General features: G+C 54.3%; 18 protein-coding genes and 3 pseudogenes. 10 read left to right on the forward strand and 11 right to left on the reverse strand.

Going from position 1 to position 25,979, the window contains the following annotated elements:
• A pseudogene (locus AWJ19_RS29180) lies at positions 1-3,307 on the reverse strand (DNA polymerase III subunit alpha); the annotation flags it as partial.
• Between the two features lie 133 nt (positions 3,308-3,440).
• On the opposite strand from AWJ19_RS29180, the gene AWJ19_RS29185 reads away from it, so the two are divergent.
• From AWJ19_RS29185 to AWJ19_RS29195, 3 genes are all read left to right on the forward strand, one after another.
• A complete protein-coding gene (locus AWJ19_RS29185; RefSeq protein WP_068728693.1) occupies positions 3,441-3,764 on the forward strand; it encodes a YtrH family sporulation protein in 324 nt (107 codons plus the stop codon).
• A 7-nt stretch (positions 3,765-3,771) separates the two neighbouring features.
• A complete protein-coding gene (locus tag AWJ19_RS29190) occupies positions 3,772-4,275 on the forward strand; it encodes a hypothetical protein (protein WP_068728694.1) in 504 nt (167 codons plus the stop codon).
• Positions 4,276-4,402: 127 nt separating this feature from the next.
• Entirely contained in the window at positions 4,403-4,711 is a 309-nt protein-coding gene (locus tag AWJ19_RS29195; RefSeq protein ID WP_068728696.1) for a YtpI family protein, read from the forward strand.
• Positions 4,712-5,125: 414 nt separating this feature from the next.
• Here AWJ19_RS29195 and AWJ19_RS29200 read toward each other — a convergent pair whose 3' ends face one another.
• On the reverse strand, positions 5,126-6,460 hold the full coding sequence (locus AWJ19_RS29200) for a DRTGG domain-containing protein (RefSeq protein WP_068728698.1): 1,335 nt from the start codon (positions 6,458-6,460) through the stop codon (positions 5,126-5,128).
• A gap of 302 nt (positions 6,461-6,762) precedes the next feature.
• Positions 6,763-7,047 (reverse strand): hypothetical protein, encoded by a 285-nt coding sequence (locus tag AWJ19_RS29205; protein WP_198536666.1) that lies wholly within the window; start codon positions 7,045-7,047, stop codon positions 6,763-6,765.
• 158 nt (positions 7,048-7,205) lie between these two features.
• On the opposite strand from AWJ19_RS29205, the gene AWJ19_RS29210 reads away from it, so the two are divergent.
• Positions 7,206-7,781: a hypothetical protein gene (locus AWJ19_RS29210; RefSeq protein WP_068728700.1), complete on the forward strand. Its 576-nt coding sequence runs from the start codon at positions 7,206-7,208 to the stop codon at positions 7,779-7,781.
• Between the two features lie 190 nt (positions 7,782-7,971).
• Here the strand turns inward: AWJ19_RS29210 and AWJ19_RS29215 are convergent, their stop codons facing one another.
• Positions 7,972-8,313 (reverse strand): YlbF family regulator, encoded by a 342-nt coding sequence (locus tag AWJ19_RS29215; protein ID WP_068728702.1) that lies wholly within the window; start codon positions 8,311-8,313, stop codon positions 7,972-7,974.
• 192 nt (positions 8,314-8,505) lie between these two features.
• On the opposite strand from AWJ19_RS29215, the pseudogene AWJ19_RS29220 reads away from it, so the two are divergent.
• From AWJ19_RS29220 to AWJ19_RS29245, 6 genes and pseudogenes are all read left to right on the forward strand, one after another.
• A pseudogene (locus AWJ19_RS29220) lies at positions 8,506-9,872 on the forward strand (YheC/YheD family protein).
• 10 nt (positions 9,873-9,882) lie between these two features.
• A complete protein-coding gene (locus tag AWJ19_RS29225) occupies positions 9,883-11,049 on the forward strand; it encodes a YheC/YheD family protein (RefSeq protein WP_068728705.1) in 1,167 nt (388 codons plus the stop codon).
• A 13-nt stretch (positions 11,050-11,062) separates the two neighbouring features.
• Complete coding sequence (locus AWJ19_RS29230; RefSeq protein ID WP_068728707.1) at positions 11,063-12,436, forward strand: YheC/YheD family protein; 1,374 nt, start codon at positions 11,063-11,065, stop codon at positions 12,434-12,436.
• Positions 12,433-13,545 carry a YheC/YheD family protein gene (locus tag AWJ19_RS29235; RefSeq protein ID WP_068728709.1) on the forward strand — a complete coding sequence of 371 codons (1,113 nt, stop codon included), beginning with the start codon at positions 12,433-12,435 and terminating at the stop codon, positions 13,543-13,545. Before AWJ19_RS29230 ends, AWJ19_RS29235 begins: the two co-directional genes overlap by 4 nt.
• A 122-nt stretch (positions 13,546-13,667) precedes the next feature.
• Positions 13,668-14,183, forward strand: coding sequence for a hypothetical protein (locus AWJ19_RS29240; protein WP_068728711.1), 516 nt, complete (start codon positions 13,668-13,670; stop codon positions 14,181-14,183).
• The gene (locus AWJ19_RS29245) at positions 14,165-15,295 is read left to right on the forward strand and encodes a YheC/YheD family protein (RefSeq protein ID WP_068728714.1); all 1,131 of its coding nucleotides are present in this window, start codon (positions 14,165-14,167) and stop codon (positions 15,293-15,295) included. Before AWJ19_RS29240 ends, AWJ19_RS29245 begins: the two co-directional genes overlap by 19 nt.
• A 919-nt stretch (positions 15,296-16,214) precedes the next feature.
• Here AWJ19_RS29245 and AWJ19_RS34415 read toward each other — a convergent pair.
• The 7 genes and pseudogenes from AWJ19_RS34415 to AWJ19_RS29290 all read right to left on the reverse strand — a co-directional run bounded on the left by AWJ19_RS34415 (position 16,215) and on the right by AWJ19_RS29290 (position 25,978).
• On the reverse strand, positions 16,215-16,457 hold the full coding sequence (locus AWJ19_RS34415) for a hypothetical protein (protein WP_082708194.1): 243 nt from the start codon (positions 16,455-16,457) through the stop codon (positions 16,215-16,217).
• 635 nt (positions 16,458-17,092) lie between these two features.
• Positions 17,093-18,826: a hypothetical protein gene (locus tag AWJ19_RS29265; RefSeq protein WP_068728719.1), complete on the reverse strand. Its 1,734-nt coding sequence runs from the start codon at positions 18,824-18,826 to the stop codon at positions 17,093-17,095.
• Positions 18,827-18,829: 3 nt separating this feature from the next.
• Positions 18,830-19,813: a TIM barrel protein gene (locus AWJ19_RS29270; RefSeq protein ID WP_241781933.1), complete on the reverse strand. Its 984-nt coding sequence runs from the start codon at positions 19,811-19,813 to the stop codon at positions 18,830-18,832.
• A 68-nt stretch (positions 19,814-19,881) separates the two neighbouring features.
• Positions 19,882-20,777: pseudogene (locus AWJ19_RS29275) on the reverse strand (carbohydrate ABC transporter permease).
• A 50-nt stretch (positions 20,778-20,827) separates the two neighbouring features.
• Positions 20,828-21,730, reverse strand: a complete 903-nt coding sequence (locus AWJ19_RS29280; RefSeq protein ID WP_068728720.1) for an ABC transporter permease subunit — start codon at positions 21,728-21,730, stop codon at positions 20,828-20,830.
• Positions 21,731-21,808: 78 nt separating this feature from the next.
• The gene (locus tag AWJ19_RS29285; RefSeq protein WP_068728721.1) at positions 21,809-23,404 is read right to left on the reverse strand and encodes an extracellular solute-binding protein; all 1,596 of its coding nucleotides are present in this window, start codon (positions 23,402-23,404) and stop codon (positions 21,809-21,811) included.
• A gap of 336 nt (positions 23,405-23,740) precedes the next feature.
• A complete protein-coding gene (locus tag AWJ19_RS29290; protein WP_068728723.1) occupies positions 23,741-25,978 on the reverse strand; it encodes a helix-turn-helix domain-containing protein in 2,238 nt (745 codons plus the stop codon).
• Position 25,979 lies beyond the last annotated feature (1 nt).

Below are 25,979 nucleotides of genomic sequence, written 5' to 3' on the forward strand. Positions count from 1 at the left end.
CCCGCGGGGCAGGAGCGCTGCGCGGCGCTCCTGCAGAGGCCTCCGTCCCGGACCGGACGGACGGGAGCATCTGCACTGCGGCGCCTGCAGCAGGCCATGAAGAGCGTCCGCGCCAAGCGGCGCGACCTCCTCGGCCAGCAGCTTGAAGCCCTCGTCCTCCTGCTGCACCTTGGCGCGCAGGGCCAGCAGCGCACCCTTCTCGACCAGGCTGCGGCTGCGTTTCCACACCTCAGGGAACAGCACGACCTCGCAGCGCTCGATCTGGTCCTCCCACTGGATGAACGCCATTGCCTTGCCGGCCTTGGTCGTAATCTCCTTGACGGAGACGACCATCCCCGCCGTAACCGTCTGGCTCTCATCCGCAGCTTCCCCAAGGTCCATCAGCCGCTGGATGCCCGGCTCCTCAAGCAGGGCCGCACTGTCGTCCAGCGGATGGCCGGACAGGTACAGCCCGAGCAGCTCGCGCTCCAGCTCCAGCTGCTGGGTGACACTGAACCTCGGGATATCCGGATAGCGGATTTCCCAGTTCGGGGTTTCAATCAGATCGTCGAACAGCTGGATCTGCAGCTCATCCCGCTCCTTGCGCCATTTGGCCGCGGCATCAACGGTTTCGTCGAGCATGGCCAGCAGCTGGGCCCGGTGTCCGGGCAGCCGGTCAAAGGCGCGGCCTGGAGAAGGGATTCGATGACGCGCTTGTTGCAGACGCGCAAATCGACACGGCGGCAGAAATCGAGCAGGCTGTCGAACGGACGCTCTTTACGGACGGCCATAATGTTCTCCACCGCCAGTGTTCCGACATTTTTCACGGCTGCCAGCCCGAATCGGATATGGCCGCCGCCCCCTTCCCCGCCGGGAACCGGAGTAAACAGTACGCCGCTCTCATTGACATCCGGCGGCAGAACACCGATGCCGGTGCGCCGGCATTCCAGCACATATTCAGCCACCTTGCGGTGGGTGCCCATGACCGCTGTCAGCATCGAGGCCATGAACTGCACCGGATAGTGCGCCTTCAGATAGGCAGTCTGGAAAGCCAGCACGCCGTAAGCGGCGGCATGGGCCCGCGGGAAGCCGTAATCGGCGAACCGGACGATCATATCATAAACGGCATTCGCATCCGATTCCTGATAGCCCTGCTGCAGGCTGCCCTCCACGAAATGGCTGCGCTCCTTGTCCAGCGTCTCGCGCTTCTTCTTTGACACCGCGCGGCGCAGCAGGTCCGCTTCACCAAGCGAGAAGCCGGCCATCAGGGAAGCAATCTGCATAATCTGCTCCTGGTATACGATAATGCCGTACGTATCCGCCAGAATCGGCGTCAGGTCGGCATGCGGATAGTCCACCGCAATTTCACCGTGCTTGCCGGCAATAAACTTGGGGATAAACTCCATCGGCCCGGACGGTACAGCGCCAGCACAGAGATGACGTCCTCGAAGCCCGACGGCTTCAGGTCCTTCAGCACACGGCGGATGCCCGCAGACTCCAGCTGAAAGACGCCGGTTGTCTCTCCGGCCCCGAGCATTTCGTAGGTCAGCGGATCATCATCGGGAATGGTGCGGAAATCGGGAGCCGCCCCGTCCATCTCCCTGATCCAGTTCATGCAGCGTTCAATAATCGACAGCGTCCTTAGTCCCAGAAAATCCATCTTGAGCAGTCCGACGCTTTCCAGATGCTCCATGGAATACTGGGTCAGCGCCGTGCTCTCATTGCCCGCCTGGAGCGGCACCGCATCGGTCAGCGGGCCTTTGGAAATCACTACGCCGGCAGCATGTGTGGATGCATGGCGCGGCATGCCTTCAACCTTCATCGCCATATCGAGCAGCTCTCTGGTCTTGCCGCTGGTCTCATACAGCGCCTTCAGATCAGGGCTGCCCTCAAGTGCCCGCGCAATGCTGATCCCGAGCTGTCCGGGAATCAGCTTCGCTGCCTTGTCCACCTCATTGTAAGGCAGATTCAGCACCCGGCCGACATCGCGGACCGCCGCTCTGGCTGCCATTGTTCCAAAAGTAATAATCTGTGCCACATGCTCCCTGCCGTATTTCTCGACCACATAAGCGATAACCTCATCACGGCGCTCATCGCTGAAGTCGATATCAATATCCGGCATCGTAATCCGCTCCGGATTAAGAAAACGCTCAAAGAGCAGGTTATATTTCAGCGGATCTACATCGGTAATCCGCAGGGTATAAGCGGTCAGACTGCCTGCTGAAGAGCCGCGGCCCGGGCCGGTAGCGATGCCTTGGCGGTGGCAGTAGGCAATGAAATCCCAGACGATCAAGAAGTAATCGCTGAAGCCCATGCTCTGGATGACACCCAGCTCATAGTCCAGGCGCTGCTCTGCAGCCGCCTTCCCCTCGGGTGAAGTCCAGAGCGGTGTATCCGCATAACGTGCTTCCAGCCCGCTGCGGCAGAGCCGGCGCAGATAAGCTGCTGCATCCAGCCCTTCCGGCAGCGGGGAATATTCGGGAAGAATATGCTGTCCGAACGTCAGCTCCAGATTACATTTATCCGCTATTTCCTGCGTATTAGCAATCGCCTGCGGCACATGCGGAAACAGCGCCGCCATCTGCTCTCCGCTCTTCAGGAACAGCTGGTCCGTACCGATCTTCAGCCGGTCCTCATCGTCCACCGTCTTGCCTGTGCCGATACAGATCAGCACATCCTGGACCTCGGCGTCCTCCTTGGCCAGATAGTGCACATCATTCGTCGCGACAAGCGGAATGTCCAGCTCCGCTGCCAGAGCAATCAGCTGCGGATTCACCCGCTTCTGCTCGGGAATGCCGTGATCCTGCAGCTCCAGATAGAAGTCGCCGCCAAAAATCTCCTTGTAGCGCAGCGCCGCCTTACGCGCCTCATCTTCGCGCCCGTGCAGCAGATGCTGCGGCACTTCCCCGCCCAGGCAGGCGCTCAGGCAGACAATACCCTCGGCGTGGGCCGCCAGGGCTTCCATGTCGATCCGCGGCTTGTAATGCTGGCCCTCCAGATGGCCGATGGAGACAAGCTTCATCAGATTTCTGTAGCCGGTTTCATTCTTCGCGAGCAGGATCAGGTGATAGATCGGCTGATCCTTGCGGCTGCCCCGCTCACGGCGCGAGCCTGCCGTCAGATAGGCTTCGCAGCCGATAATCGGCTTAATGCCGGCGGCAGCGCATGCTTTATAAAAGGGGATTGCCCCATACATCACTCCATGATCCGTCAGCGCCAGCGACTTCATGCCGTATTCGCCGGCCCGGCGCACGAGATCCGTAATGCGCGCGGCGCCGTCCAGTAAACTGTATTCGCTGTGCACATGCAAATGCACGAATGGGCTCATGATCCCCACATCCCTTCTACTCTTCAAATCAAAACATAAGATGAAACTATTTTATCATAATACCGGGGGAGCCGCCCATAGAATGGATTAAGTGCACAAGGACAGGCGGGACTTGTCCGGAAAGGGGCCTTGTATGAGTATTTTCATGAGCAAAGCCGTTCTTGATTTCTTCATTGCCTTCGGCATCGTTCTGGGCGGCGCCATGCTTGGAGGGATCGGTGCGGTCGTCTCGCTGCAGCCGCCGACACAGACGATGCTGGATATCGCTGACCGGATCAAAATCTGGGCGCTCGCCGCCGCGGTCGGAGGCACCATCGATCCTATGCGGGTCATTGAGAGTAATATGATCGGGGGCAATCTGTCTCCCGCCATTAAGCAGATCCTGTATCTGGTATTCGCCTTTTTAGGCGCCCATATGGGCAGCGAGCTGGTCAAATGGGTGTGCGGCAAGGGGTGAGCAGGAGATGAGAATCCCCCCTTTTCAGCGCTACCGCCGCTTTTCGCAGATCTCCGCCGTTTTCGTGCTGGGTATGGTGACGGGAGCCGTCATGTACAATGCTGTTTTTCATATGGGCTATAATGTGCTCTGGCTTGACAACCAGGATCTGCGCGTGCAGATCGAGCAGTACCGCAGCGACATCAAGACGCTAAAAAAATATAACAACACCTCAACCGTGATCCGGGAAATCAAGCTGCGCACTGAGGACAGCAAGACAAAAGAGGGTACCGGGGCGCTGGATCAGGTAACCGTGAAGGAAATTATCAGCAAGATGAGCGAAGACCTGGAGCCGATGCGCGGCCGCAGCATGTTCGACATTGATACGGACGGCAAGCTGGCGCGGCTGCTGCTGGACGGTAAAATCTACATCGTCCGTGAAAAAGAGTACTCTGTACGGATCCGGACCATGCTGGTAATGGAGGGCGTGCTGCAGATCTGGGTGGAGGTCCATCCTTATAAACGCAGCTGAGCCGCAGATTAGACGGGCGTACCGGCGGAAGCCGTGCTACAATAATGGACAGGTATATAGGCAAACGGAATTCATGCAGAGGGCTTAACTTTTTTGAATGATCTTCTGATAAAGGAGCTGCCTGTCCATGATTATGTTCATCAAGTATCTGCTGTTCATCCTGCTTGTTGTTTTTATGATTGGCGCCGCCGCATACAGCCTCTCCTCACGCCGGACCTCCGACACGCAGGAAAAGGGCCGCCGGCGCTCCATTATGAACGTGCTGCTCGGGGCCATGCTGGTTACCCTGTCGCTAATGTCGATGTTTCTGTTCCGGGGCTCGACGCTCAGTGTGATTGTGGAGGCGGTGTTTCTCGTCATCGGGGCGTTTAATATTTTCTCCGGGCTGCGCAGCTACGGGTATTACAGCCGGAGCGGGAGCGGACGCAAGGCTTAGGCGATTGCTTTTACAGCCTCATTGAGCGGTATGCAACAGCCCTCTTCACCGCCCGGTATTCCTGAGAAATGCTAAGTGGAAAAATGCCATCTAATTCTTGGCTAATAGCCGAAAACAGAATTCTAGTTGGAAAAACGACACTTAATTCCACGGTTTTCAACCCGGATGGCGCTTTTAGCCTGAAATAAGTGATGATTTTCCATCTAATTTTTATAAGGATAGGATTCTGGCCAATTTAAGTGTCAAAAATCCAACTATATGCTTAATGCGCATAGTCCTGGTGAACGGCAGCAGTGTGATAGCGGATCATACCAGTATTCCCCAACTCTACTACAATATAATAGTAAAAAAAGAGAGACCGCCCATCCGGAGCGTTCTCTCTTCATAATAACGAAAATTACATCCCGGGCCGGCTCACCCGTGATCAATCGACTGCAGCATCAGTACCGCCTTGGCGACCATTGTGTCATTGTGGCTGATCTCGATCTCCAGCTTGCAGGTTCTGCGGCTGATCTCCAGCAGCTTAGGCATCACGATAATCGAATGCTCAATCTGCACCGGACGGATAAAATAGGTGGACATGTTGTCCAGCACATAATCATTGCCGGTAATATCCTTGGCCGCTTTGAACGCGGACAGGGTCATCAATGTGGACAGGACGCCTTCGGAAATGGTACCCAGATCCGTCGCCATCTGCGGGGTGATGAAGCCGTGGAAGAACAGCTTCCCCTCCTCATCCCGTTCCTCGGCGAACCCGTTCCAGATCAGATGATCAAACGTTTCACCCATCTGCGGCTGATTGCTGACATCTCGCAGGCTCTGCAGCACCTCACGGCGGGTCAGCGATCCGACCAGCTTGCGGTTGCGGTCGACAATCGGCAGGAAGTCGATCCCCTCCCACATCATGATCTGCGCCGCTGATGCCAGCGAAGTCTGCAGAGCCGCTGTAACCGGGCTGCGGACCATCGCTTTTTCGATGCTCTGCCCCTCCTGCAGCTCCTCCACATCGCGCCGTCCGACAATCCCGATAACCCGGTTCCATTCATCGGTTACAGCAAAACGCTGCTCCCCGCTGGACAGCGCCAGCTGGCGCAGCTCACCGACCGTGCTGGACGTTTTCAGTATGTTCAGCCGCGGCTTGCTCTCCAGAATGTCCTCTACCAGCATGATCTTTTTCTTGATCAGCCGGTCAAAGATCGCCCGGTTTATCATCGAGGCCACTGTAAATGTATCATGTCTTGAGGAAATGACCGGCAGATCCAGCTCGTCCGCCAGCGCTTTAACCTCGCGGCTCGTACCGAAGCCGCCCGTCACCAGTACCCCTGCCCCCTGCTCCAGTGCCAGCGAATGCACGTCGTCGCGGTTCCCTACGATCAGCAGGCTGTCGGCGTCAATATAGCGGATCATGGCATCGACCTTCATCGCGCCGATTATATATTTATGCAGGTGCTTATTCAGCCCGTCAGCTCCGCCGAGTACATGACCCTCCACAATGTCCACCACATCCCCGAAGGTCAGCTGGTCTGAGATGTTCCGCGGCTTCTTTTCTACACGGACGGTGCCGATCCGCTCCTTCGTAATGACGATACCCAGGTTCTCGGCCTCCTTTACCGCCCGGTAAGCCGTTCCCTCACTCACTACCATTTCCTTAGCCAGCTTGCGTACAGAAATTTTGGTGCCTACCTTGAGACCTTCGATATGCTGCAGCAGTTGTTCATGCTTTGTAATGTTATCGCCTTGTCCTTCCAACTGTTACACCCCCATGCCCCAATCTGTACTATTCTGTACTCATTATACAGCCGGAAATTGCAGAGTACAACCGCCCGCAGAAGGTCAAATAAGTTAAGTCAGTGAATGACCGGACAGCCAAAATAACCCCGCAAAGCGGGGCATTTACAAGGATATTCCCCCGGTTACGTAAGGGGTTACCGGAAGATCTCCATTAAAGCCAAAAAGCCCGGACGCCGTTTCCGGCAGCCGGACCTCCGGATCTGTATCAGGTGTTGTTTGCAGAGAGAACACTGAGCTCCTTGTCCTCTGTTCACACCCTCCTATAAACGCTGCGACATTCTGCTTTCCTCGTTCCACTTGCCCTGCCACTGCTCCAGCTTATGCTTGCGGACCGCTTCCAGCCGTTTCTGCTTCTCCTCGTCCACTCCGATGATGAAATGCAAATGCGCCGCAATAATCAGGAAAGCAAATACGCACCAGACAACTCCAAAGCCCAGCACCCAGCTTGGCCCGTTCTGGAATGACAGCTGCGGGAGTGCATAGAGCAGCATGGCAAGTGCAATCAGCAGGTATAAGCTGTGCTTGAACTTGTTTCTTTTTTTCATCACAAACAGCTCCTTCAATTGAATCTATATCTCTACTCTATGAACCGCCCCCGGAAATTATGAGACAAGTCTGCAAAAAAATAAGCCTGCGCACAAAATGGTATAGCACTGCCCGCGGTCATATGAGATGATATATACAATTATTAGGAGGCGATTACTTGAATCAGGCGTACGGGTACACGGAATATACGATCCGCAAAAAGGTTTTTTCGATTATGAGCACCAAGCTGCATATTTATAACAGCTCTGAGGAGCTGGTGCTTTATTCACAGATGAAGGCGTTTAAGCTAAAAGAGGACATTGCGCTCTACACGGATGAGTCGATGGACAGGGAGCTTCTGCGGATTAAGGCACGGAGCATTATCGACTTCAGCGTCACTTTTGATGTGATTGACTCCGAGACCGGAGAGCATGTGGGCGCGCTCCGCCGCAAGGGGCTCAAGTCGATTCTGAAGGATGAGTGGCTGATTCTGGACAGTCATGACCAGGAAATCGGGCTGGTAAAGGAAGACAGCACCTTTATGGCGCTGTTACGCCGGATGATCAGCTTTATTCCGCAAAAATACAGTGTCGAGCTGCAGGGGGACCCGATCCCGACCTACAGCCAGAACATCAACCCGTTCGTCACCAAAATTACCGCCGACTTCTCCGGCGACAGGACCGGCCGTCTCGACCGCAGACTCGGGCTGGCCGCCGGAATTCTGCTCTGTGCCGTTGAAGGCAAGCAGGATTAACAGACCTCAAGTAGAAACGGCTATGCCGTCCTTCAGAGAAGGCGGTAACCGTTTCTGCGAGAAATATAAGGATTATTGATAGCGTAAAACATATAAATTCTTATATTTGAACAGAACAAAAGGGGATTCTCCAGCCGACCGGCCGGGGAGTCCCCTTTGTGCTTATCCTGCTCCAAACGGAGCGGATGGATTAATGTCCGCCGTACATCTGCGACAGGCTGTCCGTAATAATTTTGTTCACATCTTCAATAACTACACTCAGGCGGCGCTCTGCGTCGAACAGCCGGCGGATGCCGAGATTCAGGTTAAGCACCTCGAACAGCTTCTCCATCTTTTCCATTTCCTCCTGCGGAGGCATTTCCCCGTTCATCATCCGCTGCTGCAGCTCAATCTGGTTCTGGCGGAAATTGTCCAGCATCTGCTTGCTCTCCGGATCTGCTTCAATCACCTTCATTGCACTGCTGATGTCGGAAAATTCAGTGCTTTCTTTAATGGCTCTAGCCAGCTCATGGGCCTTGTCGATTACGTTCATTTGTGTTACCTCCTGAAATTGAATGTTGTGTCTGCGATCTGCCGCCTGCAGCAATAGCGATTTACGCCCGGCACGGCTTTTTACGGAATAGGTCAATCACCAAGGGTCAGATGTCTCCATATGATGAATGATATGTAACCCTTATGATTCATAATTGCCGGCATCATGCTGCCTACCGGAAGGAGATCCACGATGTCTAAGTTCAAGATCCCGGTCCAAACGGTCCACTCGGGCATCCTGCAGGAAAACGCGATCATGCTTGGCGACAAATCCATGAAAAGGCTCAAAATCCCGGCTCACGGCATCATCCATCTGAGCTTCGGCTCCTTCAGGCAGGAGGTTACCGTTATTCCTGTCCCAAAAGCCGACAGCCTGCGCGTAAGCGAAGGGCTGGCCCGGCGGCTCGGCTGGAGAGGCCGGCCTGTGTTGAATGCCTCCTACAGTACCAGCAGCCGCATTCTGCGGCTCGTCCGCTGATCGGTGTGCTGGTGAGCCGGGACCATCCTGACCAGCCGGACCGGGTGTTTGGCCAGATCACGATGTTCTGCCGGGAACTTACCAACGCCTGCCAAGCACAAGGTGCCTATGTATATTTCTTTACCCCGGAGGCGCTGGAAACGCGCAGCTCTTCCATCCAGGGCTGGGTATACGACGAGGGCTGGCGGAAGCTGAGTCTTCCTGTCGCCGATGTAATCAACAATCGGCTTACTACGCGCAAGGTAGAGAACAAACCTAGCGTACAGCATTTTCTGGCGGATGTAAAATCCCGCTACGGAACCCATTTCTTCAATGAGAAGTTCCTTGACAAAACCGAGGTGTTTGAGGCGCTGGCCCAGGATACCGCCCTGCAGCGGTATTTGCCGGAATCCCATGCCCTGAGCGGTTTTGCCATCCTCAAAAAAATGTGCAACAGCTACTCCAGCGTATTTCTGAAGCCCGTACGCGGCAGCCTCGGCAAAGGCATCCTGCGCATTTCCCGGGAAGAAGGCGGAGGCTACCGGCTGCTGTCCACGACACCGATGGGCACGCGCAAGCAGAGCTACCCCAGTCTGGCAAAGCTGTTCCAGTCCATTTCACCCAAGATGAAAACCACCCGCTTCCAGATTCAGCAGGGGCTTAACCTGATGGAGCTCGGCAAACGGCCGGTCGATTTCCGGGCACTGGTGCAGAAGAACGGCACCGGCAAATGGGGTGTGACTTCGATCGTTGCCCGCACCGCCGGGAGCAACCACTTCGTCTCGAATCTGGCCCGGGGCGGCACGCTCAGCACGGTGAAGGAAGCCATCAGCAAAAGCAGCCTTCCCGCAGGAGTGAAGGAAAGCTCGCAGGTTCAGCTGCCCCGGGCGGCACTGGCCATTGCCCGGGGGGTCGAAACCTTTATCCCCGCGCACTTCGGGGAGCTGGGCATTGACCTTGCACTGGACCAGTCGGGGCGGATCTGGCTGCTGGAGGTCAACTCCAAGCCGTCCAAGAACGACAACACCCCGCTGAACGACCAGAAGATCAGACCGTCCGTGAAACAAATGATTCTATATTGCCGCTACCTGGCCGGGTTATAAGGAGGACACCATGACAGAACCAGCACAGGGATTCCTGGGTATAATGACCGGCCGGCGCCAGGGTCATCCGCCGATCGCAGAGCCGGAGTTCTGCAGCCAGCTAAGCGCAGCTGCCCCGCTGTTTGATCTGAAGGTGCTTGTGTTCCATCCCGAAGATGTCGCGGAGAACGGAGAATCCATAACCGGTTATGCCTGGAAGGAAGGCAGGTGGCAGCAGACAGTAGCCCCTGCACCTGATGTCCTGTATAACCGCTGCCTCTATTCGAGCCGCCAGGAGAAAAAGGCGGCAGCGGCAGCGCTGGCTGCGCTGTCCCGCACCGTTCCCTGGTCGCGGGGACTGCCTGACAAATGGAGAGTATATGAAATACTCCGCCGCAGCCCGGCGGCTGCACCGCTGCTGCCGGAGACCAGACTCTATACCGGTCCGGACGCGCTCGGCCTCATGCTTGCCGAACGGGAATACGGCGTATTTCTGAAGCCCAGGGCAGGTTCCCACGGCAAACGCACACTGCATGCCAGACTGCTTGGTTCAAGAGAAGGCGGCGGATTAAGCATCCGCGGCCGGAGCGGAGCCAACGAAGCCTTCCGCCATCACTTCAGCACCTCCGATGAAGGGCTCCGCTGGATTGACCGGTTCATCGGCACGCGCCGCTACATCATCCAGCCTTATCTGCAGTTAACCGGCAGCCAGGGCCGGCCCTTCGATGTCCGGGTGCTGATGCAGAAGAACGGACGCGGCGCCTGGACACTGACAGGCATGGCTGTGCGGCTCGGCGGTCAGGGCAGCCTCACCTCCAACCTTCACGGCGGGGGTACAGCAGCAGCAGTGCTGCCCTTCCTGCTTGCAGAGTATGGTACAGCCGGGGCTGAGCTGCAGGATGAGCTTGCTGCCGCTGCCGCGCTCCTCCCTCCCCTGCTGGAGGAATCCTGCGGCAGGCTCGGAGAGCTGGGCCTTGACTTCGGCATCGACCCCGGAGGCAGAATCTGTCTGCTGGAGGCCAATTCCAAGCCGGGCCGCTCGGTATTCAGGCTGACAGGTGACATCCGGGCGGCAAGACTCGCTGCCGAGAATCCGCTGCGCTATGCGCGGCATCTGCTTCAGCACTCGCCGGCCGGCCGCAGAATACCCGCCAAGACGCTCCGTTACAGACAGGAGAATGAAATCAATGGTTCCTAAGGAGGATTCATCAATGGGTCTCACTTTTTGCAATGTCCATTTCACCAAGCAGCCCCAAAGAGTTGTCTACGTCTCGGGTGAACTGATGAAAAGCCTGAAATTATCCGGTAAAAAAAATATCCGCCTGCGGCTCGGCAAGGATGCCATTCCGGCCATGATCAAGCCTATCAAACGGGCAGGAAAGCATCTGTTCCTGGCTTCAGGCGTAAAAAGCGCGATCAAGGTGCCTAAGACGGGCGGCGTCTATCTGCGTAATCTGCAGAATGATGAGGTGCAGCTCGGGCCGCTGGTCGGCATTCTGTCCGACGGGCCTACCTCATCAAGCAATCCCTTTGGCTCCCGTACCGGCTTCATCAAACAGCTGCTGCGCGAGGGCAGCAACAAATGCTATATTTTTGCCTTCACGCCGCGCGATATTGACTGGCAGAAGGAGCAGGTCAACGGCTTTTTTCTGAATGCAAGTGACAAGTTCGAGCGCAAGCTGGTGCCGCTGCCGGACGTCGTATACAACAGGCTGCCAAGCCGCCGCGCCGAAACCTCCCCTTATATCAACCAGCTCCGCGAACGGTTCGGGCGGAAACGGATTCCCTACTTCAACTGGAGCTTTTTCAACAAGTCGGATGTCTACCGGCTGCTGGAGAACGACAGCGCAGCCTACCGCTATGTGCCTGAGACGGTCACCAATCCAAGCTCGGAAAAAATGCGTGAAATGCTGGACCGTCATCATTTCGTATACTACAAACCGTCCGCCGGCAGCCTGGGTCACGGAATCTACCGGCTGACTTACCTGCCCAAGAAAGGGTACTTTGCCCGCTACCGCAAAAACGGCAAAAATGTGCTGCTGCGCTTCACCAGCTTCGACAGCCTGATGCGCATGCTCCGCTCCCGCCACGGCCAGCACCTGCAGAACTATGTGGTGCAGCAGGGCATCCGCCTGATCGAGATCGACTCCTGCCCGATCGACTTCCGGTTCCACATGCACAAGAACGGCAGTAATCAGTGGGTAGTCGTCGGCATCGGAGCGAAAAAAGCCGGCCGGGGCAGCGTCACCACCCACCTGAAGAACGGCGGGGCCCTGCTTACTCCCCAGCAGGCACTCGGCCGGGTATTTGGCGCAAGGTCGGATGAAGTGCTGCAGCGGGCCAAAACGACGGCTGTCAAGCTGGCTGAAGCGCTGGAAATCCAGCACCGCCACCTTCTCGGTGAAATCGGCTTTGACCTTGGCATTGACCAGGATGAAGACATCTGGATGTTCGAAGCGAATGCCAAACCGGGACGTTCCATCTTCCGCCATCCTTCCCTGCGTGCTGAGGGCAAAGCCTCCGTCGAGCATATTCTGGAGCACTGCCTGTATCTCAGCAAATTCCGCAGGAGGGATGAGCTGTGAATACCCGTTCCCCCGACTCCGTCAAACCGGTAATTGCCATATTGACAACCAGTGACAGGCTGAAGCAGTTCCGCGGCAACCGGAACAACTTCCGCGACATTATCCGCACCGGCAAGGAAATGGGTTATCTCGTCTATGTCGTCACCGTCCGCGACCTGAAGTTTGAGGAGCAGACGGTGAACGGCTTCATCCCTTCCCCCAGCGGAAAGCTCTGGTACAGCACCCCGATGCCCCTGCCGCAAGTGATCTATAACCGGATTCCGAACCGCCACGAGGAAGAAAAGGCCCCGGTCGCCCGCAAAATTGCCGAGTGCCTGGAGCATGAGTCCATCCAAATGTATAACCCGGGCTTTTTCAACAAATGGAATCTGTTTGAGTGGCTGAAGGAATCGAAGGCTACTGTCCGGCATGTGCCCAAAACAAGACGCCTGAAAAGTGCAGCCACGCTGGTTGCCATGCTGAAGCACCATGACAGCCTCTACCTCAAACCGGAAAACGGCAAGGCCGGCAAAGGCATCATGCGGATTAAGTATGCGGCAGAAGCCACCCTGCCCTTCCGGCTGCAGATCCAGGGCGGCAAAAAGAATGTAACCTACAAAACCGCTTCGGTCGACCGCCTGTGGGCCCGGCTCAGAAGAGAAAAGGGCATCTCCCAGTATATCGTGCAGCAGGCTATCGGGCTGGCCACCCACCGCGGCCGCCCCTTTGATCTGCGGGTGCTGCTGCAGAAGAACGGGCGGGGTGCCTGGGCAGTGACAGGCATCGGCGCAAGGCTGGCCGGTGTCCGCAGCATCACCACCCATGTCCCCCGCGGCGGCAGTGTTGAAGAGCCGGCGAGCATGCTGGAGGGAACCTTCGGCACGGAACGGGCAGCAGTCATCCTGAAAAATGTCCCGACCACTGCCCTGCTGATTGCCCGCCAGATCGAGCGGGCTTCAGGGGCCATGCTCGGCGAGATGTCGATGGATCTCGGCGTCGACGAGGAAGGCGGCCTCTGGTTCTTCGAGGCCAATTCGCGGCCGATGAAGTTCGATGAACCGGCCATCCGCAAGCTGTCGCTGGAGCGGATCTTCCAGTACAGCCAGCATCTGGCCCGGCAGGGTAAGTAGAAACGGCTACGCCGTCCTAAACAGGACGGTATCCGTTTCTGCGAGAAGATAAGGATAAAGGATAGCGTGAAATATATACTTTCTTATCTTTTAAGTAGAATCCTTCCAAGGAAGTGAGCCCCATGCAGATCTCTTCTATATATGACAGCAATCCTGAGCGCTGGAAAACCAGGATTGCCGGGCTGCTGGATTTCCTGCGGGAATACGGCGACCGGCGGATCACACTGCGCGGCTGCCGCCAGCTGGCCCGGCTCACGCCGGAGCAGCTGGCGGCGCCCGGTGTGTCTCTGCTCGTCGCTACGGTGCGCGGACAGAACGGCAGGCAGCTGGCAGGTATAAGCTTTGTCTCCGGCTACGGCCAGGAAGCCTGCCTGGTCGCCGTTCATCCCTTGTACCGGGGCCGCGATACCGGAACGGCGCTGCTGTCAGCACAGCTGCAGCGCCTCGGTCGCCTGGAATGCCAGGTGGCCTGTGACAATCCGGCCAGTCTCAAGATGTGCTTCAACAGCGGTCTTGCCGCCGTTGACCTGATAAGCGGACCGACAGGCAAGCCCACGCTGCTGCTCCGGTCGCAGCCGGACCGCAGCGCGGTAATTCTCCCACAAGAAGGTGAACTTTTGTGCCAGAACCCGTCTTAGGCATCCTGACGCTCTATCTGAACGACGCCAAGCAGCTCGAGGAAAGAAGCATCTACCGGAGGATGATCATTGAGGGCAAAAAAATCGGCCTGGATGTCTTTGTGTTTACCCCCATGGATGTCAATACGGGCAAAGAGCTGATTCACGCCATGATCTATGACCCGGCGAGCGGCAAATGGTCGCGCAAATGGCGCGCATTCCCCAATATGATCTACGACCGCTGCCGGATTCAGCGCAGCTCCCGCTTCGAGCAGCTGCTGCGCTTCCGTTCACGCTACAATCATCTGACCTTTCTGAACCGTCCGCTGCGCAACAAATGGACGATCCACCAGACTTTTTCACAGAAGACCCGCTTCCGCCAGCATATGCCCGAGACGGTGCTCTACCAGTCTTCGTCCGATCTGCTGCGGATGCTTAAAACGAATCCGGTGGTCTATGTGAAGCCGATTAACGGTACAGGCGGACGCGGCATTTTGCGGATCGAACGGCTCAAAGAGGGGCAGAGCCTCTATGATATTCAGGGCCGCCGCCAGAACCGGCAGATTATCTCCCCGCGCAAGGTGACGCTGTCTAAGCTGGAGGCCATCATCCGCCAGTGGTGCGCCGGCGGGCATTTTCTCGTCCAGCAGGGTATCCCGCTGCGTCTGCCGGGCGGGCGTTTCCATGACTACCGCATGCTCGTGCAAAAGAACGGGCAGGGCGTATGGGAGCTGACCGGCATCGCCGGCCGCGTCGGCGCCGCCCGCAGCGTCACCTCGAACCTGCACGGCGGCGGTCATGCCGTCCGTGCGGAGGTGCTGCTGAAGGAGTGGCTCGGCAGCGCGGAGAAGGCCGACAAAGCGATGAAGTCGGCTGAGAAGCTCGGCCTGGAGGCCGCCGCCTTCCTGGAGGAGAGCTTCGGCACGTTATGCGAGCTGGCGCTCGATCTTGCGATCGACCGGCAGGGCCGGATCTTCGTGCTGGAGGTCAACCCCAAGCCGGCCCGCGAGGTGTTCGCCCGCACCGGCGACAGCAGCACCTACCGCACAGCGCTGGTGCGCCCGCTGGAGTACGCGCTGTGGGTGCACAAGAACAAGAGCACGCCTGCCCCCGCTAAGGCGGCGGAGGAATAGCCGCCGGAGGATAGAGAACTACCCTGTACGATGTACAGGGTGGTTTGTCTTTAAGCCGACCGTGGGGCGGTAAGTGGCAGCTGTTCTAATGCCTGCTGTTGGTCTGCTCTCTGAATCAACACACCAAATAAACTAGTTGGATTTTAGTCACTTAATTCCACACTTTTCTGTAGATTGCCGCCATTAGTTGGAAAAATGACACCTATTTCAGCTGAAAACTCCTATTTGGTGCGGAACCGGTGGAATTAAGTGTTCTTTTTCCAACTAATATTGAAGAAACGTTGTTTGACGAAGAAATAGATGGCGATTTTCCACTTAGTTTGCTGAGAGTGCGCTCTGAAAAGTAAATTTTTAAAGAATATAATCAGCAAGCTCCAATACCCAGCCTATTATATAAAGTGCATAGAAGAAGCATACGATCGTAACGATAAAGCAAACTAACATTAGCCCCGACATTTTATGTTTAATAGAAAACACTATGAAAAGCACGTAACAAAGCACAATAACGGATAACACGCTTATTGGAACTACCGGATTATTATACTGGGGCTGTATAGTAAAAAATATAAATTCGTCCTCTTCCTCACCGGCACCGCTGCTCATTTGCAATAAAAGTTCAAACACTGACCACCACACTGCAGGCCCCGCAGCAATACTAAATAATACAAATAAAACGCTCACGAGAAATACCAGATTAGCGCCCCCTTATTACTCATTTCAAGATGCTTACCCTTAAGCTAAGCTTCAATATCTATATCTGCCAGAGCAATAACCAGCTCCCCAGCATCATCCTTCTATTAAGCTGTAGAACCTAATTTCCCCCTCTTCAGTTTCGGCAATCAATATGTCTTTGCGCTCTTTTGCACTGAAAAACTTAGTCCCTGCTTCCAGCTTATTTGCGGTTCCATTCCTGAATTCCTCACCGTCCTTTTTGCTGCTCAATAACCACCGTTATTTCTTTATCTTTGGTAAGCGTTAATTCGTCGACCCAGTCGATACCTGCGCTATAAATGATATCCTGGTACATGAAAATGTTGGCAGCGGGATTCGCGTTTAAGACATCGTTGGCTGTTGGATTACCGGTAGTATTTGATCCTGAGTTCAGGCCACATCCTGACAGTACCCATACAAACATTGCAACTGCTATCATCATTTTAGGCATTTTACCCACTCCTTGATCTTATAAAAAATTCGCAGAACACCGCCATCCCCGTCTAAAGCAGTCCGCTCTTCCCTTTTTTATCGTTAATCTCCTTTGCCTCAGATCGGAAGCCAGGGTGTAAGGAAAAAGGAAAGCAAAGCCGTTCCCGCACATATAAGTAGCAATAGCCCCAGCCTCTCTTCTATCAAATGCCGTGCAAACATAATACATACAACAATACATAATAATAACAGCGCTATATAAAAAAATAAGGCATCGTACCGGGTGACTGTGAATAAATCACCTGTACCGGTAGAAAAAGCTATCCCAGTAACTAAATGCCATACGCCAACTCCCATCGCAGCACTTAGAACGATAAACAGTAGACTCATAATCATTAGTTGTACTCCCTCAACTCATGAATAATTGCAATCATGATTTCTCAAATATTCCCTCTATATCTATTTATCGGTTCTTCGATTCATTTAGTTACATCTTAATAACTCGTTAGTGTCTGTACAAAAAACCTGAGCTGCAGATCCGCAAAGGGATGTATGTGCTCAGGTTCGTTGGTTTGCCGGTACTTTTTTTATCAGTTTGCAAGCTTGCCTATCAGCAGCAGCACGTATGATCACGGCTGCCCAGTTTCTGCGCAGCTAAGACAGGCTAATGCGCAGCATATAATCCAGCGGCGTAATAAGCGTTACAATGACCTTCTGGCAGCCGTCCGGGTAGCTCATGCCGCGGATTTCGGCCAAATGATGCTCGTGGCTGCCATGCTCAAGCTCCATCCAGTCTCCGCCGGCGCTGTAGCGCAGCTTGCCGGATTTCCAGAAGGAGGCCTCCTTCATTCCCGGAACCGGCGTCAGCGCCTCTCCCTCCAAGGTGCCTTCACTGCCGAAGAGCAGTACGATCTGGGTCAGCACATCCGCCAGTGACGGCGATGTGAAATGCAGATCCCAGCCTCCGCTATGCTCGCTCACCTTAACGGAGACTTTATTTACCTGGGAATGGGTAAGCGGCCTTTCGCCGTGCGGCAGCAGATACCACGGACTGGTGGGCAGCCCTGAAAGCGGCGGCAGCTTGTCTGCGGGAATCGTGCCGTAATAGCCCTTCTCCCCGGTGGACTCCAACTGGAAGCCTGCCTCGGTCTCCACCAGAGAATCCATTGTGATCAGCCCCGGCTCAAAGCTGGAAGCCAGCTGAACCCCGAGCAGCCGCGCCTTGCCGTGACGCAGGGAGAACAGGGAAGAAGCCTCGGTCATCACGCTCACACTTGTGGAGCCGCTGCGGACCCGGGCTACCGGAGCCCCGAACTCGGTATGCTGCTTGCTATGGCGGACAGGGCCGCCGTAGCCGGCATGTCCCATCCGGTCCAATAGTTCCCGGCGGTTAAATGCACCGTTAATTACCTTGCGGTACCGGTCAGGCAGCTCTCCCGGTTGCACCGCAGGTGAGTGCAGCTGCGGGTACAGCAGGAAGCCAAGCATGATCTGATTCGGCAGCGAACCGGGGTGAGTAACAGCGCGGCCCGCCAGCTCGGCCAGTGCAGCAAACTCGGCATCCCCGTCAAGTTCAGCCATCAGCTTATAACACAGATAGTAGTCTGCCAGCGAGAAGACACTGCCGAAATCCTGGCGTCCCGAGTAATCAGTCACTACTTCCCCGTCGGGGTGGACAAGATATTTCATCATCCGCAAATTCCAGCGGACGGGCTCAAGCAGCTCAGGCCGGTTCAAATCCTGGGCGGCATAATAGAGCATGATGTCACTGACCGTGTTGTAGATCCCGTTGCTCCGCTCCGTCCACTCTCCGTCCGGGGTGATGTCCATCCCCTCCTGCAGCCATTCCTCCGCTCTCTGCTTCAACTCTTCCTGTCCGAAAATCCGGTACAGGGAACCGAGTGCAGCGGTCAGCACCCAGCGGTGATTGGGTGTATGTACTCCGCCGGTCAGCATCGCCGGAAAGGTCTGCCGCAGAAACATGTTAAGCATGTTCTGTACTGTGCCGGCAGGCTCCCAGGCCTGCTGTTCCAGCAGTGTATAGATATTAGCTAACCCCACTACCACAAAGGCCGTGTCCGGCGGTGAATGGTAGTTGGTCCAGCCCGGAGATATCGTGCCGTCCTCATGCTGGAACCGCAGCATGAAATCCATCGCCTGGTGCAGCTGCTGAAGCAGGGCCGGATCCCGGTAATACTGAGACTGCGGATTGCAGAGTGCGGCAGCCCAGGCCGCAATGTACTGGGCGGTGCCGGTATGATTCGGCCAGGCTACACCGCTTAGCGGATCACGCACGCCTCCGAAGTAGCGGTTATCCCGGTCAGCTATTTGCATTGTCAGCGACTCCTGTGTCCACTTGTCATTTATAGCCGTTATCTTTTTGAACATTTGTCATTCCCCTCCAACTGTCCGCGCAAGCCGTCCCCCGGTGCGCCGGGCTATCTTTGAAACAAGCATCTGATGACTCTGTTCAATATCCGCCGGGGTGCAGGCCGCTTTCAGTTCATACACCTTGACCGGAGCCTGGGCGATAATATCGAGGAAGGAATCGAAGCCTTCCGCATCCCCGCTGTGCACATATGGACACCAGTGATCCGACAGTCCAATCGTTTCATGTATATGGACGCCTACAATATCTTCTATCATTGCATTCGCTTCGTTCACATTGTCATAAAGCCCCATCCGTCCCATCATCATGCCGTGGCCGATGTCATACCACAGGCCGACCGGCGCTCCCTTCATGCTAGAGATAATGGTCCTGGCCTCCTCCAGTGTCGGCATCTGATTGCAGCGCGAACGGGTCTCAATCCCGAATTTTATTTTGTACCCGCGTCTCGCCGATTGCTCGCACACGTCATCGAGGCTGTTTATAATACGCTGAATATAGCCGTCGCTCAAGGCTTCCCGGCGCTCAATCATTTCAGCCCAAAGCCGCTGATACGCGGCGGACTCCCGGCCTTGTGTGTTGTAAATCTCTTTAAGCTGATGGTCAATATCCCGGTCAAAAGGCACCTCGCCGGGATGTACCACAACGGCCTCCGCCCCATAACGGTGAGCGTATTCCGCTGATTGCAGCAGCAGCTCTACCGCCCTGCTCCGCCGCTTCTCGTCCTCAAAACCAAGCAAGACTGAATCCGTACCGTAGTCGGGATCGGATACATGCGGGAAGGTATTGTGCACACTGGAAATGCCGATCTCCCCGCGTTCAATCAGCGGCTCAATCGTCTGCAGCATTTCACGGGTTACATTGTAGTTCAGTTCAACTCGGGAGAAGCCCAGCGAACGGATTTCCTCAATCATCCGGTCACCGGATTCATGCCTTCTGATATTCCAGCAGGTCGAGAAGGAGTATTGCTCTTTTGATGTGAATTCCACTCCGGTACACCTCCTCATATTCATTGTTAACAGAAGTTCCCCTCACCTTAAGCCCCTCTTACATCGCCTTATCCCTTAACAGCCCCGGTCATTACACCGGACACAAAATATTTTTGCAGCCAAGGATACACCAGCAGGATCGGCACCGTTGCGAACATTACTGTCGCCGCCTTAAGGCTTTCCGGCACTACTGTACTGATAGCGTTGCCTTCCATCCGCATCAGATCCGACACCTGGCTGTTCTGGATCATCTGGTACAGCTTAAGCTGCAGCGGATACAGCTCCGGCTTGGTGATATACATTAGTGTATCCTGGAATCCGTTCCACCGGCCGACCGCATAGAACAGGCTTAAGGTGGCAAGTACCGGCATGGACAGCGGCAAAATAATCCGGAGCAGTGTGCCGAACTGGCTGCTGCCGTCAATCTCTGCGGACTCCTTCAGTGCATCCGGAATACCGGCGAGAAAAGAGATCAGAATGATCATATAGAACGGGCTGATCAGCCCGGAAGAATAAGTGCCCAGATCGTATTAAGCAGGTGCAATTCACGCGTAAGAATGTATTCGGGAATAATACCGCCGCTGAAGAACATCGTTACAACAATGATGAACATAAAGATTTTACGGCCCTTCAGGTCCTTCTTGGACAGCGCATAGCCGGCCGCAACCGTCATCATCATGCAGAGGACCGTAAAGAGCACGGTCAGAAATACAGTGAAGCCCAGCGAGCGGATCATTGCAGCATCACTGAACACCTTTTTATAAGCCTCAACATTGAAATCCAAGGGCAACAAAGTGACTTTACCCGATGCGATCGGCACGGTTCCGCTGAAGGATACAGCCAGAATATGAATAAACGGAATCAGACATGCCAGCACCGATAGAGTCAGACAGACGATAATAACCGCATCAAATACATTGTTAGTCGCTCTTTTGTTCCTTATGTTAGTCGCTCTTTCGCCCATTATGTTAACTGCTCTTTCACTCATAATGTACACTCCCTGTCAAAAGGTTGTTATAGGATGCTCTCGTCTGTAAGCTTCTTGGAGATATAGTTGGCCGCCAGCAGGAAGATCAGTCCGACCACTGCCTGGAACAGCCCGACCACTGTAGCCAGCGTATACTGTCCCGATTCCAGACCGATCCGGTATACGAAGGTGCTCAGCACATCCGAGTATTCTCTTACAGCCAGGTTGCCGATGACAAACGGACGTTCAAAGCCGATCGAAATCATATTCCCCAGGTTGATGATGAGCAGCGTAACAATGGTCGGTTTAATCCCCGGAATGGTAATGTGGAGAATGCGCTTCAGCCTTCCGGCACCGTCCACTTCAGCCGCTTCGAACAATTCCTTATTGATGCCGGTTAGCGCCGCCAGATAGAGAATCGTCCCCCAGCCCGCACTCTGCCAGACCCCGGTCAGCAGGTAGGTGATCAGCCAGTAATTTTTATCAGATAGGAATGGAACAGCATCGAAGCCAAGACTCATCAGCAGATTGTTGATCATACCGGACTGTGTGCCGAACAATTGATAGACGATTCCCCCGATGATTACCCAGGAAATAAAATGCGGAATGTAAAGAATGGTCTGCGACAGCTTTTTGAACCAGGCCACTTTAAGCTCGAACAGCATGATCGCCAGAATTAACGGTGCCGGAAAAGATACGATTAGATCGAGAAAGTTCAGCATCAGCGTATTGCGCAGGGTTAAATAGAAATCATGATTGGCAAAAACCTCGCGGAATCCGTCCAGTCCGATCCATTCACTGCCGCCGATTCCCCTGAAAAAGTTGAAATCCTTAAAAGCAATCTGTACACCGTACATAGGTCCATATTTAAAAATAATGAAAAAGGTTATGGGCAGCACCAGCAATGCGTACATCTGCCAGTTTCTGCGGAAATATCGGGCGTACCCCATGGGCGGCTCCTCCTTTGCTGTGCCTCGGATGGTAAGGGGAGCAGCACGGCCCCAAGCCGCACCGCTCCATCAGATCTGTTACTTTTGCTGCTCGCTGTAGGCAGCTTTGCGTTCATCCAGAATCGCCTGTCCGCCGCTTCCCATATAGTCCTTCAGCATACTTTCATAGGTTGCATCAAATTCCGCAGGAGCCACCATGGCCGATTTTACAATCAGCTGCTTCACTTTTTCGCTAAGCGTGGTGCCGTATTTACTTTCAGCTTCAATTGGACGGCTGGTATACACAGGCTCAATGGCATCGGTGTTCGAAATTTCCAGTGATTTGGCGATCGTGTCCTGATATTGTGCCTTGAAGCTCTTTATAAAAGCCTCATTGTTCTTCTCCTGGCTCTCAAAAATCCGGCCGTTAGCGATAATCCCGATATCCCCGCCGCCCATCAGCTTATTGGAGGATTCCGCAGACATGTCGGAAATAGTAACCGGCACGCCGTCTTCCAGGGTGTAATGCTCGCCTTCAATTCCGTTCTGAATGTACATCAGATGGTCCTCAGAGGCCATCCAGTCGAGATATTTGATCGCTTCAACCGCATGTTCACTGGATTTGGGAACCATAATATACATTCCGTTCGGGGCAGCCACCGGCTTGGCGTGCTTGCCTTCACTGTTCGTATAAGGATCGATTGCAGTCAAGACAGCATCCGGATGGTTCTGCAGCAGCACATCATAAGCGCCGTCAGGGTAAAAAATATTATCATTATCTTCACTGAAAGCACCTACCAGGCCTGAACCGATATTCTGCGTCAGCGTTTCCTTATTTTCATCGAGGGCAAAATCCTTGCTGATCAGCCCTTCGTTATACAGCTTGTTCATATATTGGATTGCATCCTTGAAGCCCGGCAGCAGAATCGGATAATCTCTGGAGCTCAGTGTCTGGGTCAGCTCGAAGCGCTCCTGCTCGGTCACCGGCTGGATGAAGGACCAGATCAGTGATTCATATTGGCCCGGGGCAATCGTCATGCCGAGCGGAATAACCTTACCTCCGGTTTCACCCGGATCCTGTTCTTTGAAAGCTACCAGGGTGTTATAAAGCTCCTCAGTTGTCGTTGGAACCGGCAGCCCCAGTTTATCCAGCCAATCCTGGCGTACAAAGGAGGCGTATTTCCCAACGGTAGAGCGTTTGGCCGGTATGCTGTATTGCACGCCTTCATATTGGCCGTATTTCAGTGTATCTTCACCAAGGAAGGCTTTCAGGTTCGGCCCGTATTCATCCAGCAGCGGAGTCAGATCCGTTAAGCCGCCTTGCTCGGCATATTTATTGAAGGTACCGGAATCGTAGGTGAACACAATATCAGGGACATCTGTACCGCTTGCCATTAATACGTTAAGCTTGGTTACTTCCTCCGAGCGGGGAATAGGGACAAATTCAACATCGATGTTGTTCGGCTGGCCAAAGCTTTCTTTAACATAGTCGGTCAAAAAGTTATCCGATGCCGTAAGTCCTGCCGGTGCGTTGCCGCGGTCAAATACTTCGATTTTTAAGCTTCCGGCCTGTTCTGATCCGCCGTCACTTGCACTGGTACTGTTATTCTGCGAACACGCAGATAATAATACTGAAGAAGCAAGAACCGCCGATAGACCAAGAGCCACTTTTCCTTTGCTGTGACCGATTGCCATATTCCCTCACCTTACCCTTTCGAATTCTGGTATTAATCCAGTCGTCTCTGTCTCTGCTATGCTTTCGACTTGATCATGGGATGAATTATCACATCGTTTTCAAAATTGCACAATATACATGTTTCTTTGCGGTTTTTCATGAAAAAAATCAAATTTTACGTCATTTTTTCATGACATATATACAGTTTTCCAGTGGAATTCAGACGTTAATCTATTAAAAAATTCAGTTTATATAACATATAGGTAACGATACATGTTATATGCATGCTACCTACTTCTGATAAAAAAGCGTAAATGCCGGCCGTATGACTCCCGGATTTACGCTTTATTGTGTTCCTATTCAGCCTGCTGATGATTCAGCTTCCGGTGATCGCCGGGGGTCATTCCGGTAACCCGCTTGAAGACTCTGCCAAAGGTAATAGCGTTAGCATAACCAACCTGCAGAGCAATATCCTGTATGCTGTCTTGGGTGCCGTCCAGCAGTTCCTTCGCCTTTCTTACCCGCAGCTCTGCCAGGAAGTCAACAAATTTCATATTGAATTCTTCCTTAAAGAGATAGCTGGCATATTTGCCGGATATCTGGAACCGTTCGCTCAGATGGTTTAAGGAGAGATCCGGATTGGCGTAATTGTCCTCTATGTAATGCTTAACCTCCTTGATCATGACACGGTGGCTCTTGAGCTCATTCACCGAAACATAAACATGGTAGGTTTCATTCAGCCAGCCCGTTAACAGCTCCTTGATCTCCTCGAGATCGGTGCTCCTGCGGATCTGCTCCTGCAAACCGCCGGTGCCGGTTAACGCGAGCTGCCGGTCCAGTGATTCCGAGATGCCCTTAAGCTCCTGCTCCAGTGCCTGCAGCACGACCTCCAGCAGCATGTAAATCTCTTCATCCTTCAAGCGGTCTTTACGGAAGGAAGCAAAAATTTCCTCCAGCCTGCTCCGCCAATTCTCCCCGGATAGCCGGAATTCCCGGACAAGCCGGGTGAAATTCCCGAAATACTTATAACTCTGCAGCCCGGGCTCCTCCTGCCGGTCCATATGAACCGCAGCAATCTCTGTTCCAAGCGCCAGCCTGTGGCTGAGTACACCGGCAGCAGCTGTATAGGACAGGTGAATATCCTGCAGGCGGTCAACTGTGTGACCGACACCAAAGGTAAGGGAGAGGCGCAGATTCTCCAGAATCCAGCTGTGGCAGCCCCTGGCCAGCTCAAGCAGCGCTTGAGAATTATCATCTGAAGGACGGTGCCGGAGGCCGATCAGCACAGCAAGCCGTTGTCCGCTTACCCATTCCGACCATGCCTGAAGCTGTTTCTCGGCCATCAGGTCGCTGATTACACTCGTCAGGGCGAATTTAAGCAGATTCTGCTCCTGCCGGGAAAGAATCTTTAACTCATCTCCCGCATTCAGCTCTGCTGCAAATACAACAAAGCCGTCAAACTCCCTTTTACCCTCGAAAGGATCAAGCGCTGTTAGTCTTTCAGGCACATCCTTCAGGCGTTCACCGCTGATGATGTCCAGAAACAGCTGTCTGCGCCGGATCAGCAGATTTTCATAACGTTCCCGCTCATAGTCGGTTGTAAGCTGCACCAGACTGTCAAGGGCGGTATGCATCAGGGCCAGCTCATCCGGGTTAGCGGCTGCAGGCTCATTGCCCTGGGGCTGCAGCGCCTGAATCCGTACCATCAGCTGCTGGATCGGCCGGTAGTTGCGGCGGGTGATATAAATGATATACAGCACTCCCAGGGTAATCGTCACGAGTCCGATCACAATCCAGACATAGGATATGACCGAAATCCAGTCGAACAGCCGGCCTGCCCGCAGTCCGCTCTCAAAGGTCCAGCCCAGGCTGTCGGCCCGGATCGTGGATAGCTTGCGGATATTGTCCTCACCTGACGTCTGCAATGAATCATACAACAGGGTGCCTGCGGAATCTTTTATCCGGACAAAAGAAAGCTCGCCGTTCGTTAAACTGTCCACCAGACGCTCCAGACGGTATACGCTGATATTGATGACGATGTAACCGTCTGAGCCCAGGGGAATCGGAAGCCTTCTTGCCAGACTGACCACCGGATATTCAGCCTTGACATTTCTTGGCTGGTACATCCGCACCGGACTCCAACCGGTCTGCACCTGCTGCTGTGAAATCTGATCAATATATGCCGCCTCATGCGTTAAATCCATGTCCACGTAGCCGCTTTGGCTGAGAACCTGCCTGTCCTTGCTGCGGTAAATATAGATCGAGTCGATCAGGCTGATGCGTTCAACCAGACGGTTCATGCTCTGGACAATTTCGTAGGAGCTGTCACCAGGGTAGGCTGCACCGGACTTATCAAAAAAATCGTTGTAGGAGTAGTTATTTTCGATCTCATCCAGCACACTGAGCTGGACATCACTTAATGTCCGTTCCACGGTATCTGCAATGTAGCTGGTTGAGATGTAATTGGCTTTTTGCGTCTCGCTGCGGGAGAGCTCTGTAATGATCATAAAGGCCAGAAAAATAAGCACTGACACGACAAGAAGAAAGACAGGGAAGTATGAAAATAGCATCCGACTGTACCAACTGCGTTTCATC

Origin of the sequence: Paenibacillus sp. DMB5, assembly GCF_001517085.1 — a bacterium.
In the GTDB taxonomy this organism is placed as follows: Bacteria; Bacillota; Bacilli; order Paenibacillales; family Paenibacillaceae; genus Paenibacillus_AQ.